Raw genomic sequence first — 16,460 nt, 5'->3', positions numbered from 1 at the left:
GCGGTTGGTCTGTTAGTAAAGCGCAGTAAAATTAAAAAGTTTAAAGCGCATTCCCTTTTTTTATTTAAACAACAGTTTTGAGGCGGATTTAGTTGAGGCTGGAATTGCGGAAAGGTATAGCCCTGCGGGCAACGCCCCCGCAGGAATTTCATAACCCTGGAAGTTCGCTGCGGAAACTACCTGTTCACCACGATGCCCAGCATGTCGCCGAGCTGGCAGTGCAGGGTTTTGAGGTTTCGGATGAAGGTGAGCTGCTGGATCTGTTCCTGCGGATCGGTGACGAGGCGCAGCTTTTCCATCTCGCCCTTGATCATCAGCTCCACATTACGCCACTTCAGGCGCAGCACGGCGCGCTCGGCCCCGTACGGCAGCAGGTCCGTCTCGCTAGGCACGAAAATGTGGTGCGTTTCCCAGTTATGGCTCAGCTCGTGGGGGTCAGAGAGCAGGTTGGTGGCCTCGGTGCGTATTTCCTGATCGGGGTGGTGCACAAAGTCGTCGGCGGTGGCCAGGGTGCCATCACACAGCTTGTCCTTGATCAGCTCCATCAGGCGGGCGTACAGCGGCGTCCGGAACTCCACATCCTCCAGCTGCTCCAGCATATACTGGCATGTGTTCAGGCCGTCTTCCAGCACGCGATCGGGGTAATTGAGCAGCATGCGCACGATCTCGCGCTCATACCGTTTCAGCATGTCCAGGTCCGACACCGGCTTTTCGGGCTCTGGCTCGGCTATCGGCGCCGTCGGGAAAAACTCCTGCCCACTGCCCCCGCGCTGCGGCTGCTGGCGTTCCTGCAGCTGCATCTTGTTATACTCCGAAATCAGCACCTGCTCGTCGATGTCGAAAATGAGGCTACAGCTGCGGAAGAAGACGGTGCGTTTAATGGCATCCGGGATTTTAGCAATAGAGGCAACCACCTCTTTAATCGCCTCCGCCTTTTTTACCGGGCTGCCTTTGGCCTCGGCGGCGTATAGGCTGGTTTTGAAGGATATAAAATCCTGCGCGTGCTCCTGTATGTAGGCTTTAAACGCCGTGTCGCCCACTTTCTGGATGTATGAGTCCGGGTCCTCCCCTTCCGGGAACGTCACGATATCCACGTTCAGGCCGCTCTCCAGAATCAAGTCGATCCCGCGCAGCGAGGCTTTTATACCGGCGGCGTCGCCATCATAAAGCACCGTGATGTTCTCGGTATAGCGGGCAATGAGCTTGATCTGCCCCTCGGTGAGCGAGGTGCCCGACGAGGCCACCACGTTCTCGATGCCGCCCTGGTGCAGCGACAGCACATCGAGGTAGCCCTCCACCATATAGCACATGTCCTGCATCCGGATTGCCTGCTTGGCCTGGAACAGGCCATACAGCACGTTGCTCTTGTGGTAAATGTCCGACTCGGGCGAGTTGAGGTATTTCGGGCTTTTCTTGTCGTTGGTCTTGAGCGTGCGGGCACCAAAGCCCACCACGCGCCCCGACACGTTATGGATCGGGAACATGACGCGGCCCCGGAAACGGTCGTACTTCTTGCCGTCTTCCTTGGCAATGGTCAGCCCGGTGGCCTCGAGGTATTTCTGCTGGTAGCCTGCCTTGAGAGCCGCATCCGTCAGGTCTGTCCACTCGTCCACGCTGTAGCCGAGCTCAAACTTGCGGATGGTCTTTTCGCTCATCCCCCGCTGCTTCAGGTAAGACTGCCCGATGCCGCCCTGCTCGTGGGTATGCAGGTTTTGCTGAAAATGCTTGTTGGCATAGTCCGAAACGATGAAAAGGCTGTCGCGCTCGCTCTGCTCCCTGGCGTACTCCGGGTTCGGGTTATCTTCCGGCACTTCGATGCTGTACTTCTTGGCCAGGTACTTGATTGCCTCCGGAAAGCTGGTGCCCTCCACATCCATGATAAACTGCACCGAGTTGCCCGCCTTGCCGCAGCCAAAGCACTTGTAGATGCCCTTGGACGGCGAAACGGAGAAAGAAGGCGACTTTTCGTGGTGGAAAGGGCAGCAGGCCCACATGTTCTGCCCCTTTTTCTTGAGCGACACAAAATCGCCGACTACCTCCGTGATGTCGGCTTGAACCAACACCTGGTCAACAACTTCTTTCGGGATCAGTGACATGGGCAAACGATGTTAGCGGAGAGCAAAGATACGGGATTGCTGCTGGTTGATTGCTAGTTGCCGGTTGTTAATTGTTGGGTTGAAAGATGGCTACATAGCTAAAACGCTGTTGGCTACAGAAGGCCATAGCGCTGCAGGATGGTTAAAGCCACAGAAATATGCGCTTTATCGCCGTACTCAACCTTTCAAAATTTTCTCATACAGGCGCAGGTTCTCGGCGTCGAAACATACAAAAATAACCTGCCGCAGGCTGGTATCGTTGTCCCGGATAAAATCATTTACCGCCTGCACGGCCACCTTGGCGGCTTTCTCCTTCGGGTAGCCATACACGCCCGTGCTGATGTTGGGGAAGGCGATACTTTTAAGCTGCTTTTCTGTGGCGATGCGCAGGCTGTTGCGGTAGCAGTTGGCCAGCTGCTGCGGCTCATCCTGCTCGCCGCCGTGCCACACCGGCCCGACGGTATGGATGACATACCTTGCAGGCAGCTTCCCGCCTGTCGTGATGACGGCTTCGCCGGTGGGACAACTGCCCTGCCGCGCCACGATCTTCTTACACTCCGCCAGAATAGCGGGTCCGCCCGCCCGGTGAATGGCGCCGTCCACACCGCCGCCGCCCAGCAAACTGCTGTTTGCCGCATTCACAATCGCGTCCACATCCAGTTTGGTGATGTCGCCCTGCTGTATTTCTATTTTTGTCTGTTCCATGGCATGTCCATTTATACCTAAGCTACGGCAAACCGAGGGCAAAGGCGAAGCGTGCGCGTCGAAAAGAGCAGGTATAGATTTCGTTTTAAGAAGGGAATTCATACATCCCCCTCGGCTGATGGAAAGGCGCTACCCTGTTTTATACCACTTCGCCCACAGCCTAATTACGCTCCTATTGCCTGGTATAAAACTTATACCGCTCCCCGCTTGTTGCACTCTAAAGCCCTTCGCTTATGAATAGCGGTTTTTGTTCGTATCTTTGCGGGGCAAATTGCTAAGCAGTTTAATATATGGCGATCACAAAAGAAGATGTACTAAAAGCGCTCAGCTATGTAGAGGAGCCTGATCTGGGGAAAGACCTTGTCACCCTGAACATGGTGGAGGACGTGCAGGTAAACGGCAAAAGCGTGAGCTTCACCGTCATCCTGACCACGCCCGCCTGCCCGCTGAAAGACCTGATCCGGAACGCCTGCGTCACTGCTATCCATACCATGGTAGACAAAGAGGCTGACGTGACCGTGAACATGACTTCGCGCGTGACCTCAGGCCGCGGCGATACGTCCGAGGTGCTGGGCGGTGTGAAGAACATCATTGCCGTGGCGTCTGGCAAAGGCGGTGTCGGCAAGTCTACTGTTACCTCCAACCTGGCCATTGCCCTGGCGCAGGCCGGTGCCCGCGTCGGTTTGATCGATGCTGATATCTCCGGCCCGTCTATCCCCACCATGTTTGGCGTGGAGCAGGAGCGCCCACAAATGATTCAGGGCGACAACGGAAAAAACTATATCGTGCCCGTAGAAAAGTATGGCGTCAAGATGATGTCGATCGGTTTCCTGACACCTGCGGACGGTGCCGTGGTATGGCGCGGCCCGATGGCCAGCTCTGCCCTGCGGCAGTTTATATCGGACGTAGAGTGGGGCGAGCTGGATTACCTGCTGCTGGACCTGCCTCCGGGCACCTCCGACATACACCTGACCATGGTACAGGCCCTGCCGGTAACCGGCGCCGTTATCGTGACGACGCCGCAGAAAGTGGCCCTGGCGGATGCCGTGAGAGGGCTGCAGATGTTCCGGCAACCGCAGATAAACGTGCCGGTGCTTGGTGTAGTGGAGAATATGGCTTACTTTACACCTGCAGAGCTCCCCGATAACAAATATTATATCTTCGGTGAGGGCGGAGGAAAGGCGCTGGCAGAGAAATACGAAGTCGCGCTTTTGGGCCAGATACCGCTTGTGCAAGGCATCCGCGAGAGCGGGGACGAGGGAACTCCCGTAGTTTTGCAGAACGATTCCCCGGCTTCGGGTGTTTTCAAAGAGCTGGCGCAAGCCGTGGCGCAGCAGGTATCCGTCCGGAATGCCTCGCTGTCCAAAACAAAACCTGTTGAAATTAAAAGCTAAAAGATAATGGCAGCCATAAACGTAGATCAAGATTTCATGCTCCGTGTAGAAGGTGCCCTCGACCAGATCAGGCCATACCTCGAAGCAGACGGAGGCAATGTAAAAGTGCTGGAGATAACAGACGATATGGTGCTGAAACTAGAATTGCTGGGCGCCTGCGGCTCCTGCCCCATGTCTACCATGACACTGAAAGCTGGCGTAGAGCAGTCGGTGCTGAAAGCGGTGCCGGAGATCAAATCTGTGGAAGCCGTGAACATGATGCCGCTTTCGGTATAGATTCGGTAAAAAACCTTTGTTGAAGCGGGTGTGGTGTAAAGCCATACCCGCTTTTTTTTTCGCCTGATCCATACCTCCGCTTTGTCAGGCCTTTTCAAGTGGACTTAAACCCCATAAAAGCCTTTCCCATCCGGGCAAAAAAACTATATTTACATACTGAACCTCTTGCACGGACAACATGATACGAGCGAATGATCCGCATCTCCATTCCTGGATAGAGATAGCCCCCGAAAGTGACTTCCCTATCCAAAACCTGCCATTCGGCATTTTCAGCACCCCAGACAGGGACCCGCGCGTGGGGGTGGCCATCGGGGAGTATATCCTGGATCTGTGCGTGCTGGGCCGACACAACTTCTTCGAGCTGATTGACTTCGACCCAAACGTGTTTCACCGCCCTGTCCTGAACGACTTTATCGCGATGGGAAAACCTGTCTGGCGGGCGGTTCGCAACCGGGTGTCGGAGTTGCTGCGCAACAACAATGAGGAGATCAGCGGGGACAGTGAGTTGATTCGGGAATGCCTGGTGCTGCAGAGCGAGGCCACGATGCATATGCCCGTAAAAGTACCGAACTATACCGATTTTTACAGTAGCCTGGAGCATGCCACCAACGTGGGCACCATGTTCCGCGACCCGGAGACCGCGCTCCTACCTAACTGGAAACACCTGCCTGTCGGCTATCATGGCAGAGCCTCCTCCATCGTGGTATCGGGCACACCTATCCACAGGCCCAAAGGGCAGACAAAGGCAGCAGATCAGGATACCCCGACCTTCGGACCTTCCCAGCAACTAGACTTTGAGCTTGAGGTAGCCTTCATCACTGGCAAGGAAACGCCTTTGGGGCAAAGCATCACGCCCTACGAGGCAGAGGAGTATATCTTCGGGCTTGTATTGTTCAATGACTGGTCGGCACGGGACATACAGACATGGGAATACGTGCCGTTGGGGCCATTCCTGGCGAAAAGCTTCGCTTCTTCTGTTTCTCCCTGGGTCGTCACCCTGGATGCGCTGGAACCATTCCGGGTGAAGGGGCCGGAGCAAATCCCCAAGCCGCTGCCTAACCTCGAAGCCCTCGGAAACCGGAATTACGACATCCACCTGGAGGTTCTGCTCCAGCCACAGCACAAAGCGGCCAGCACCATCAGCCACACAAACTTTAAACACATGTACTGGAGTATGGCACAGCAGTTGGCCCACCAGAGCAGCAATGGCTGCAATATAATGGTCGGTGACCTCTATGCCTCGGGCACAGTCAGCGGGGCGCGGCAGGAGGCCTATGGCTCAATGCTGGAACTGACATGGCGCGGCACACAACCGCTGCAATTGCCAGATGGCTCGGAGCGCCAGTTCATCCAGGATTATGATACCGTGATTATGCGGGGCCATTGCGAACTCAACGGCATCCGGGTAGGCTTTGGCGAAGTGAGGGGTCAGGTGTTGCCAGCTATACAGCATTAAGGTTTTTCCGCTGTTTTTGTGAGGTATAGACTTGGGGGGTATAGAAAAAAGCCTCTGCCCGCAGTGCTAAAACAGAGCGGACAGAAGCTTTCTGAAAGGGAGAATTCTGTAATAACAGGCTTTCGCTGGTGTGATTAAAGGCCTTTGTAGTGCATGGCAGCATCAAGCTCCTCAAATCTGGAGTTTTTGCTGATGTACTCCGGCACCATTTCTTTCATCTTTTTCACGAAGCGGTAATCGTCGTTGCTCTTGTTGAGGCTAAGCAACTCTTTCACGTCCAGCTCCACTTGCGCATATTTATACTTTCTCACCTTTGAGATTTTGATCTTATGGTGATGCGTGGGAATGGTGAGTTCTTCCTTGTTGAGAAGCTCTTCGTACAGTTTCTCCCCTGGCCGTAGGCCTGAGAATACAATCTCTATATCAACACCGGGCGTTAGTCCGGCCAGTTTCACCATCTTGTGGGCAAGGTCAATGATTTTAACCGGCTGGCCCATGTCGAAAACGAATATCTCGCCGCCATTCCCCATGGTACCTGCCTCCAGCACCAGCTGCACGGCCTCCGGGATCGTCATGAAGTAACGCGTGATTTCAGGGTGTGTCACCGTTATGGGGCCGCCTTTCTCCAACTGGGCACGGAAGTGCGGTATAACGGAACCATTTGAGCCCAATACATTCCCGAAGCGGGTGGTTATAAATTTGGTTTTAGGCATAGTGGCAGCATTCAATCCGCGCATATCGGCATCTATCAGATTGACGCTGTTAAGCGACTGAATATAAATCTCAGCGATTCGCTTGGAGGCACCCATTACATTGGTCGGGTTGACAGCCTTATCTGTGGAGAGCATCACAAATTTCTCAACATCACAGCTGATAGCCAGATCCGCGAGGTTTTTTGTACCGAGAATGTTTGTCAGGATCGCCTCCGAAGGGTTGTTTTCCATCATAGGCACATGCTTGTAGGCGGCGGCATGATAGACCACCTGAGGGCTGTATGCTTTGAAGAGTTTATACATCCTGTCGAAGTCACGGATATCGCCGATGCAGATTTTGATTTCTACAGATGGAAACTTCTCTTCCATCTCCAGTTGCATCTGGTGCAGGGGAGACTCCGCCTGATCGCAGATCACCACCATCTCAGGGCCACAGCTCAGCACCTGCCGCACAATTTCAGAGCCAATGGATCCGGCTCCCCCGGTTACCAGCACGCGCTTGCCTTTCAAGTCGTTGGCTACCTTCAGATTTTCCAGGTTAATCATTGGCCGCTGCAGCAAGTCCTCGATCTTCAGGTTCTTCAGCTGGTTCAGCTTCAACTGCCCGGACATCCACTGTGCGGTTGGCGGCACGGTCAGTACTTTTATGTTCAGCTCGAGGCACTTGTCGATCAGTTGCTTTCTGGCCCCGGCCTGCAGGTCCTCACTCATCATGATCAGTTTGTTCACCTGCGCCTTGCGGTGCAGCTTCTCTATTTCGCTGGTATGGTAGATCCGAATCTGGTGGATGCTTTTGTTTCCTTTGGAGCGATCTTCGTCTATAAATCCGGCGATAACGAATTTCCCCATTCCACTAGACTCCAAAGCTTCCTTTACCAGAATGGAGCTGCTGTTTGCGCCATAGATAAGCACACATTCTTTCTTGTCTTTAGTATTTCGCTTCACAAAAAAAAACAGACTTTTAGTGCCTATTCTTAGCATGATGAGCAGCGATGATGAGATGAAGAAGTTTACCAGCAGCACAAGGTATATGTTGTTGGACTCGATGTTATAGATAGGCGCAACAGCCAACGCGACAACGGCCCCATATAGCACGCTGGATGACAGAACCGCCACGAATATGCGGTAAATATCAACCATACTGGAATAGCGAATCAGTCCGGTATGCAGCCGCATAAAGTAAAAAATACCGACAGACACGACGCCATACAAACAGATAAAAATCAGAAAATGACCTTTAAGGATTTGATTGAATTCGAATTGCCAGATAAGGAAATAAGACAGGGCAAAAGACCAACTTGCAATCACTTGATCGATGAGCAGGATTATCCAGTTGGGAAGGGAGTTTTTCAGTAGAAAAATTTTCATACTATTTCGCTTAAATCATTTTGTTTTGCCTTCGCAAAAACATAACAAGATTTATAATTCTTATGACTATTTTTAATTGGTTTTCTATATACGCCAACAATTAGAAAATGTCATATTTTTTTTAATATTATATATTTAAATTATAAGTATATAATAAAATGGGCCTTTTTAGCCTCTACGGGCATCATTTTTTACTCAATGCTTAAAAAAAAAACGTCTCATTATGTCTAAACGTGCATAGAAAAGACTAATTATATATATAATTCATTATATTTTATTTTACATATATTACCACTGTCAACCTGTTTCCTTGTTTTGGTTTTGGCAAAAGCATAAACTGCACTGAAACTTATTAGTTTCAAGCCATTTAACAGGGTTCCATACCGCTCCACAGATGCGCGCAACGCACCTTATACGTTGCATGCATCCAAAAGAATACACTTTAACACAAATGAGTAAAATAACCTGGGATATGATGAGGATGGTTACAAAATAAACTTAGCCTGATTACCCAAGGCTAAGTTTAAAAGAGAAAATAGCTCACACACATTGGGACGCAGTTCGCTACTGGGTATCAAAGCAGTTTAATGGCTATGAAGGCTATTTAGCGCCTGATCGAGAACAGGCCCCCACACGCTAGGCTACTACCCCTGGGTTCAGGCATTCTTGCAATGCCTGCATTACCCTGCTTAGGTCCACCTCCGACAGATTTGAGCCGGAAGGCAAGCAAAGGCCTTTTTCGAAAAGACGCTCACACGTACCGTCACCATAGAAAGGCGTTCCGGCAAACACGGGCTGTAAGTGCATAGGCTTCCAGAGAGGCCTTGCCTCAATGTTTTTCTTCTCCAGGGCCAGCCGGAGCGTTTCCCGGTCTACGGTAGCGCCATTGTGGTCGTTGACGAGAATCGCGCTTAGCCACCTGTTGGAGTAGTAGTCTTCATTTGGCTCCTGCTGCAACTGCACGTCTGGCAACAGTCGGAATGCCTCTTTATACCTCTCAAAGTTCTTTCGGCGTTGCTGCACCCTTAACGGAAGCACTTCCATCTGGCCACGGCCTATGCCTGCACATACGTTACTCATACGGTAGTTATACCCAATGTGGGAATGCTGATAATGAGGGGCGGCGTCGCGGGCCTGTGTGGCCAGAAAGCGGGCTTGCTTGATCCATTCCTCGTTGGCAGACACAAGTGCCCCACCACCTGAGGTGGTGATGATTTTGTTGCCGTTAAAGGAAAGGATACTCAAGGCGCCAAAGGTGCCCAAAGCACGGCCTTTATACATCGACCCCAGGGCCTCGGCTGCATCTTCAACAACTGGTATCGCATGCTTGTCTGCCACCGCCATGATGCGGTCCATGTCGGCGGGCATGCCATACAGGTGCACCACGATAATGGCCTTTGGCTTGGTGCCTTTCCGAATCCGATCCTGAATGGCCGCCTCCAGAAAATCGGGAGACATGTTCCAGGTTTGGGCTTCGCTGTCCACGAATATGGGCGTGGCTCCCTGGTAGGCAATAGGGTTTGCTGAGGCCGAAAAAGTCATGGACTGGCACAACACCTCATCTCCTGCCTGTATGCCGAGCAATATCAGGGCAAGGTGCAGGGCCGCGGTGCCCGAGCTGAGGGCGGCCACATGCGTGCCCTGCCCCAGGTATGTTGCCAGGTCATTCTCAAACCCGTCTACGTTTGGGCCCAGCGGCGCGATCCAGTTGGTGTCGAACGCCTCTTTTACAAAGTTAAACTCATTCTCGCCCATGTGCGGGGAGGACAGCCATATTTTCTGATCCATTCTTTCCTGTGTTATGCGTGAAACTTTATCGGCCTTGCGGGCACGCCCACAGCCGTACAATGGGCGGGCAATGATTTGACGACCACGGCCCCAGCCCCTATGATGGTATGACTCCCCACCTCTGTGTGGTTGATTAATTTAGCGCCAGTGCCAATGTAAACTCCTTTTCCTATTTTAACTCCTCCCGAGATGTTTACACCCGGCATGACAGAGGTATAATCTTCAAGTATGGCATCGTGGCCGACAGTGCAGGCCAGGTTCAGGATCACGTGCCGCCCCAGCCTAATATTTACTGTAAGCAGGTTTCCGGCAGTTATGATGCTTCCTTCACCGATGTCCAGGTACTGACTGTTTCCCATCAGCACATTGGGATGCACCAGCACAGGATAATATACCTTCGGGTTGCTTATTTGCGCATGTATACGCATTTTGATGCCGGGGTCTCCGATTGCAAGCAGCAAGCCGGTGGTTTCTTCTAACTTATTTACCTCTGCCACGCCACCCAGGCTGGGATACCCGTTAACGATTGCGTTTTTGGCTACGCCATCGTCAAAGAATCCGATCAACTGCCAGGCAGGGGCTGATGCGTTGATTTGTTCAATGAGCATGGCAACCTCTTTACCGAACCCTCCGGCACCAAAAACAGCTATTCTTTTCATAAAACCCGTTAACAGATGCTACACTAAGTAGATCCTGCTAAATAAAGCAACAAAAGCCGGATTGCCGAAAAGTATAATATCTTTTAATGGTTGCTTCAGGCCTAAGCTACGTATGGTGCGACTTGCCGTAACCTTCTGTCACACGCAAATTATTCGCCTTCGGCAAATACAACGCGCCATACCTTCTAAAACTCAAGCTTAACCTACGCTCTTCAGAGCCACATAATCACTATGGTATTTCACAGGCTTCGCAGGAACCCCAACTGCTGTGCAGTTTGCCGGAATTTCCTGGGTTACCATACCCATGCCACCTACTATACTGTTCTCCCCTACCCGGGAGCCCTGCACGGTGGCGGCGTTTATACCCATTTCCACACAGTTCTCTAAAACAGTGAAACCGCCCAATGATACTCCCGGTGCCAGCGTGGCGCATCTCCCGATACGACAGTCGTGACCGATTGCACAGTTCATGTTGAGGATCGAAAAATCAGCCACACTGGTGTTGTAGTTTATGGCTACCCCAGGGTATATAATCACGCCTTTGCCAATCCGGATGTTGTTGGAGATCCATACATGGCTGGAAACGAACGACGGGAAACTTATAGTAGAGAAAGCGCTTAATTTGTCGAGGATGTTTTTCCGGATTCTGGGATTTGATACGCAAACCACCACCGCCACTTCCGCGGCATACTCGCTAATCTTGTCGATGCTCCCGAGAACCGGATAACCAAAGAGCACTTTCCCGCATTTCTGCGCGTCATCGTCCAGAAAACCCTCTATCGCATAGCGCTCTCCTGTAAACTCCTCCAGGTTGTTGGCGATAAACCCGCCGACATTGCCACACCCGATTATGAGTAATTTTTTCATAAAACTATATCTGTAACTGTATTTGTACAGCATCCAGCCCCACACAACGTTTGGTGTTTGGGGTCAGGGCTGATTTTAGTTGATCGGAGCGGCTTTTTCCTGCTCTAACCGGCTATTGCCTTTGAAAGGCGGCATGGTCACGCTCTCCGTCGAATTCACGCCCTCGCTCTTCATCACTTTCAGGAATGTCTTATACAGAATCTCGAGATCGAGCTTAAAGGATTGGTGTTCGACATACCAAACATCGTATGCAAACTTCTGCTCCCAACTGATGGCGTTGCGGCCGTTTACCTGTGCCCACCCCGTGATACCGGGTTTTACCTCATGCCGCCTCGCCTGTGCTGCCGAATACAGCGGCAAATACTCGACCAGCAGCGGCCTTGGGCCCACCAGGCTCATGTCCCCTTTCAGCACATTCAGCAGGCCCGGCAACTCGTCCAGGCTGCTTTTCCGCAGGAACTTGCCGAAAGGAGTTAAACGGTCTTTGTTCGGCAACAGGTTCCCCTGCGCGTCTCTGGCGTCGGTCATCGACCGAAACTTATACATGCGGAACACTTTGCCATGCAGCCCTGGCCGCTTTTGGCTGTAGAGCACAGGGGATCCCATAAATACGGCCACCATCACCGACACCACCCCAAACAAGGGCAACAGCACGAGTAGCAGCATGCCGGCAACAACTTTATCAAAGAGTGATTTTAGCATTCTACCAGTTCGTCTTTTTTCAAGGATTCGTGCTTATCCATAACCAGCGCCTCCAGCAGTTCTTTTGCCAATTTCTTTCTGTCAAATTCTCTTTCAGCCAGCATCCGGGCATTTTCTCCCATCTCAGGAAGTTTTTCCTTGTTGTGGTACATCTCAATCAACGCATTGGCAAAGGCCTCGGCATCGTTTGGCGGCACGACAACCCCGCAGTTGTTCTCCTGGATCATACCTGCCAGCCAGCCGGGGTAGTTGTTCAGTATCGGCATCCCCATCGATATATAGTCGAAGAACTTATTGGGAGAGGTGCCATAGTAAAACGCCTTTATGTTTGCCAGCAACATCAGTCCCACATCGGCAGCATGCAGGTACGTAATCAGGTGTTGTTTGGATACCGGATCCAGGAAAATGCAGTTATGGAGTTGCTGTCCCTTGGCGCGTTGCATCAAACGGTCTTTCTGCATGCCGTCTCCCACAAAAACCAGCTTTATCTTATCGCCATACCCCTTTTGCTTGAGCACCTGAGCGGCATCCAACGCGGCATCCAAGCCGTTGGCAATGCCATGCGCACCCGTGAAGATGGCCACAAAGTCGTCTTCACGCACCATCGGTATTTTCGTCTTCGGCTCCCGGCCAGGCACCAGAAAGTCAAGGTCGCAGCCGTTTGGCACCAGGTATACCGGTTTGCTCTTGTCATTCAGCTTTGCCCGGATTCCCTCCTGTATGCCAGGCGAGAGGGCCACGCAAGCGTCTGCCTTGTTGTAAGACATGCGCTCCAGCACACCCATGGCCCACAAGGTCAGCTTGTTCGTGATCACGCCCATCTCCCGAGGCAGTTCTGGCCACAGGTCGCGCACCTCAAACACGAAGCGCTTCTTCTTGCCAAGCATCTTCATGAAGATGCCGGGTATACCGGCCGTCAGGGGTGTGGATGTCGCAAAGGCGATATCGAAATCCTCCTGAAGCGCCACTTTGATGCTCTTGAAAGAGAATGAGAGAAAAACCATTGCCCGCTGCAAAAAGTTGAGCCGGTTGGAGTAGTTCAGGTTAAACTCGATTAGGTCGATGCCCTCTACGCTACCGCGCCTTTTGCCGTTCACGTAGGGCCCGGAGAGGGGCGACTTGATCTTGTCAGACAGGCCATACACCATGGTTACCTGGTGTCCCTGTTCCACAAAGTACTTGGCCATCTCGTAGGAGCGTGTTCCCCCCGACCCTTCCCGGGTTTTAAAGTACTGATGAAAATAAAGTATCCTCATAAAGCTATGTTGTTTGTACTAGGGTTTGTATATGCCTGTTCTCTGTGGTTACCGCAACTTGGGTGCAGGCCTCTTTGGTGCCGTAGTGCGTCGAGCGCCAGCCGGTTTCGGTGGTTCGGTCGGCTTCGTTGGTCAGTACCCGCAGGTCTGCCTGTTCGGGGTAAGCGGTATGCCACAGCTGCTTGATCATGTGTTGCGGCGGCAGGCCCTTTACCTCGTCCGTCACGAGCCAGGTGTTGGCCCCTTTTTTCTTTTGGACGGTACGGGTATGGCGCACGTTCCTGGCAAGGTGGCCGAAAGCCCTGATGGTGCCCTCGAAGGTATAATACTCGTCGTTTTCTGTAAGCTTAACGTCTTCTGCCTCTGACCAATGGTACCAGATAAACCGCTCTCCCATCAGCATCTGATCCAGATCGTCCACGATTACGGTGTTGTGCGATTGCGTGCCCTTGAAATAGCGCTTCAGGTCCTTGGACGTGTTGTATTTATAACTCCCCGCGTCGTGTAGCAGGTTCTTCTCCCCCACCCATACATCCAAGTGCAGATTATCGGCGTGGCTGGGCCTGTTCCTGAATTTGGCGCATCGGATCAGGCTCAGGCTCTCGTTGTCGCGGATCAGGTAATACCCACCCACCGGAAACGACACGAAACCCTGGGTTTGGTTTAACACCGCAAAACGCGTTGCTTTTTGTGGCCGGATGCCATACCAGGCGGCATCCTCCTCCCATACCCCCGTGCCACTGTACAGGTTCTCCCCGGTCAGCAGCAGGTGGAGCGAGTTCAGCTGTGGCCTGTAGTCATTGTAGTCGCTGTCTGTAAACTGGAAGAAAAGCGCCCCGTCGTTTGCACCAAGGTTAGGAAGCTTGCCGGTGGTGAGTTGCTGGCACTGCAGCAGAAAATTCACAGACTTATAAGCGGCCTCGTAGGCGCTCCCTGCCAAAGGATTTCCGTTTTTTTCAGTTAGGGCCAGCACCAGCGTCAGCACTTGCACCACCACACGGTGGTAGTTCATGCTGTTCTGCAGGAAAGTGCCGTCTTCGTATATCTGGTAGCTGATTTCCTCTTCCAGCCAGCGGCGCCCTTCCTTTGCCCACTGCTTTGTTTGCGGTATGTATGGAAATAGAAACGCAGAGAGGCAAAGCAGCGATGTCTCCGTGATCGCGTGGTTGTTGCGCACGGCTATCCGCGAGAAATCGATGTGATGGTATACATGGTGCAGCTGCCAGTATATATAATGCTGATAGTCACGCCATCTGTCTTCTGTCAGGGCCGGAGAGTGCCGGTAAAAATGCAGGGCATAGCTCCAGTTGAACAAACGCAACGAGATTTCCTGAGAGCACCTGTAGTTCGGGCCGCAGTTGATGGGGTTTGCCCTGATCCAGCTGTCCAACTCCGCGAACACCCATTCGGCGCTGTCCTGCTCAAAATGGTAGTCGTAGCGCAGGATGGTATGCAGGTAACTGAACCTGGACTTCTCCCATACATACTTTATGTCTCCGGCCGTAGAGCTCAGGTCGCTGATCTGGGACCAGTGCCGCGTGTTGTCGTAAGTAAAGCCCGAGTCCGGGTTTGTCAGCCAATCGTAATCTTTGCCAAGGTCAATCTCCAGTGAGCTGAAAAAAGTCAGCCTGCCCTCCAGTATGGCAGCAGCCTTCTGCTTCAGCTGGGGCGTCGGTTTCTTCTTCAGCCTGATATCCTTTCTGTCTGAGAAAAGGAACGTGCCTGCATCTGCGCGCCACTGCACCAGAGGCACGAATGTCTTCAGCGGCTGGTTCTCCGGGAACCTACGCTTCAAAACACCCGCCTTCTTCTCAAGTTCGTGCCGTACCCTGTAGGCCACATAACGCGGCCCCATGTTCTTAAGAAGATGTACTACCCCTGTACCGATATTTACCATTGTACTGATTTGTGCGAAACTGTGATTTTTTTGCTGCAAGTGGTGCGGTATACCCGCATACCCCGGCGCTGCGATTATCCGGTACCTGGCTCTGGCGCTTCAACAATTGCTTACACGCCAGTTAAACCATCAGACCTAATCGGGTTATGCCAAAGCGGCTTTTTCAGGTTGGTGCAGGCGCAACAGAGCCTCCACAATGCGGCCCGCTGTTTTGCCGTCCCAGAGCTCCGGGATACCGCCTTTTTTCCAATTGCCTGCAAAAAGCACTTCCAGAGCGTCTTTCAGTGCCTCAGAATCTGTCCCGAGTAGTTCGTTGGTGCCTATTGTGCACGTCTCCGGCCTTTCCGTGGAGGTGCGGAGCGTCATGCAAGGCACTCCCATCACTGTAGTTTCCTCCGTGATGCCGCCAGAGTCGGTGATCACACCCTTAGCATGCTGCACCAGGTAATTGAACTCCAGGTAGCTTAGCGGCTCCACGGCTTTCACATGGTTAGTCGTGATGCCAAATTTTTCCATGTTGTTGCGGGTGCGCGGGTGCACAGGGAAAATAACGGGCAGCTGCTCGGTGCCTTTCTCCAGCACATCCAGCAGTCTGGCAAGCTGCTCCGGCTCGTCCACGTTGGAGGGTCGGTGCAGGGTCATCACCAGGTATTCTTTTTTCTTCAATCCCAGCTCGTCCCAGAACTGCGGTGCCCGGAACTTGGGCTGCTGCTTCAGCAGGGTGTCGATCATCGTGTTGCCGACGAAGAAAATCCTGTCCCGGCCAATACCTGCCTGCAGCAGATTTTGGTTGGCCACCTCCGAGGTGGTGAAAAAATAGTTGCTGATACTGTCCGTCACCATGCGGTTTATCTCCTCGGGCATACTCCAGTCGCCGGAGCGTATGCCGGCCTCGACATGCGCAACGGGCACACACAGCTTTTGCGCAGTGATCGCGCAGGCCATGGTAGAGGTAACGTCACCGACCACAAGCACGAGGTCCGGGCGATGGCTCAATAACTCCTGCTCGAAGCGAACCATTATGGCTGCCGTTTGCTCGGCTTGTGTTCCGCCGCCAGCCTCCAGGTTCGTGTCCGGCTCCGGGATACCCAGTTGCTCAAAAAAGTCGCCTGACATTTTTTTATCGTAGTGCTGGCCCGTGTGCACCAGTCTGTAAGATATAGCGTGGCCCTGGTCACCTGCTTTCTTAATCGCCTCGATGATAGGGGCAATTTTCATGAAGTTGGGTCGGGCACCGGCAATGATCGTTACAAGCATAAGAATAGGTTTTAAGGATGATACAT

Annotated in this window: 13 protein-coding genes; 3 read left to right on the top strand and 10 right to left on the bottom strand. The window is 52.6% G+C overall.

Annotated elements, in window-relative coordinates; all coding sequences use genetic code 11:
* Window positions 1–176: 176 nt before the first annotated feature.
* Together dnaG and MKJ04_RS06300 are read right to left on the bottom strand one after the other, a co-directional pair.
* Window positions 177–2,096, bottom strand: coding sequence for a DNA primase (gene dnaG / locus MKJ04_RS06305; protein WP_241640406.1), 1,920 nt, complete (start codon window positions 2,094–2,096; stop codon window positions 177–179).
* 177 nt (window positions 2,097–2,273) lie between these two features.
* Complete coding sequence (locus MKJ04_RS06300; protein WP_241640403.1) at window positions 2,274–2,801, bottom strand: O-acetyl-ADP-ribose deacetylase; 528 nt, start codon at window positions 2,799–2,801, stop codon at window positions 2,274–2,276.
* Window positions 2,802–3,091: 290 nt separating this feature from the next.
* Between MKJ04_RS06300 and MKJ04_RS06295 the strand changes: the two genes are divergently transcribed.
* From MKJ04_RS06295 to fahA, 3 genes are all read left to right on the top strand, one after another.
* Window positions 3,092–4,195: an Mrp/NBP35 family ATP-binding protein gene (locus MKJ04_RS06295; protein ID WP_241640401.1), complete on the top strand. Its 1,104-nt coding sequence runs from the start codon at window positions 3,092–3,094 to the stop codon at window positions 4,193–4,195.
* Window positions 4,196–4,201: 6 nt separating this feature from the next.
* A complete protein-coding gene (locus MKJ04_RS06290; RefSeq protein WP_241640400.1) occupies window positions 4,202–4,471 on the top strand; it encodes a NifU family protein in 270 nt (89 codons plus the stop codon).
* Between the two features lie 178 nt (window positions 4,472–4,649).
* On the top strand, window positions 4,650–5,927 hold the full coding sequence (gene fahA, locus MKJ04_RS06285; RefSeq protein WP_241640399.1) for a fumarylacetoacetase: 1,278 nt from the start codon (window positions 4,650–4,652) through the stop codon (window positions 5,925–5,927).
* A gap of 134 nt (window positions 5,928–6,061) precedes the next feature.
* On the opposite strand, the gene MKJ04_RS06280 is transcribed toward fahA, so the two are convergent.
* The 8 genes from MKJ04_RS06280 to wecB form a co-directional block, all read right to left on the bottom strand.
* Window positions 6,062–8,008 (bottom strand): polysaccharide biosynthesis protein, encoded by a 1,947-nt coding sequence (locus tag MKJ04_RS06280; protein ID WP_241640397.1) that lies wholly within the window; start codon window positions 8,006–8,008, stop codon window positions 6,062–6,064.
* Between the two features lie 636 nt (window positions 8,009–8,644).
* A complete protein-coding gene (locus MKJ04_RS06275; protein ID WP_241640396.1) occupies window positions 8,645–9,796 on the bottom strand; it encodes a DegT/DnrJ/EryC1/StrS family aminotransferase in 1,152 nt (383 codons plus the stop codon).
* An 11-nt stretch (window positions 9,797–9,807) separates the two neighbouring features.
* Window positions 9,808–10,455, bottom strand: a complete 648-nt coding sequence (locus MKJ04_RS06270; protein ID WP_241640390.1) for an acetyltransferase — start codon at window positions 10,453–10,455, stop codon at window positions 9,808–9,810.
* A 198-nt stretch (window positions 10,456–10,653) separates the two neighbouring features.
* A complete protein-coding gene (locus tag MKJ04_RS06265; protein WP_241640388.1) occupies window positions 10,654–11,322 on the bottom strand; it encodes a NeuD/PglB/VioB family sugar acetyltransferase in 669 nt (222 codons plus the stop codon).
* A 75-nt stretch (window positions 11,323–11,397) separates the two neighbouring features.
* Window positions 11,398–12,024, bottom strand: a complete 627-nt coding sequence (locus MKJ04_RS06260) for a sugar transferase (protein WP_241640381.1) — start codon at window positions 12,022–12,024, stop codon at window positions 11,398–11,400.
* Window positions 12,018–13,280, bottom strand: coding sequence for a glycosyltransferase family 4 protein (locus MKJ04_RS06255; protein WP_241640379.1), 1,263 nt, complete (start codon window positions 13,278–13,280; stop codon window positions 12,018–12,020). The genes MKJ04_RS06260 and MKJ04_RS06255 overlap by 7 nt, the downstream gene beginning before the upstream one ends.
* A 4-nt stretch (window positions 13,281–13,284) precedes the next feature.
* Window positions 13,285–15,135 (bottom strand): alginate lyase family protein, encoded by a 1,851-nt coding sequence (locus MKJ04_RS06250; RefSeq protein WP_241640377.1) that lies wholly within the window; start codon window positions 15,133–15,135, stop codon window positions 13,285–13,287.
* Window positions 15,136–15,321: 186 nt separating this feature from the next.
* The gene (gene wecB / locus MKJ04_RS06245; protein WP_241640375.1) at window positions 15,322–16,434 is read right to left on the bottom strand and encodes a non-hydrolyzing UDP-N-acetylglucosamine 2-epimerase; all 1,113 of its coding nucleotides are present in this window, start codon (window positions 16,432–16,434) and stop codon (window positions 15,322–15,324) included.
* Window positions 16,435–16,460: the final 26 nt, after the last annotated feature.

Origin of the sequence: Pontibacter sp. E15-1 (assembly GCF_022601975.1) — a bacterium.
Lineage (GTDB): Bacteria > Bacteroidota > Bacteroidia > Cytophagales > Hymenobacteraceae > Pontibacter.
Note: the sequence above shows the minus strand (reverse complement) of the source record. Positions and strands in the feature narration are given on the sequence as shown.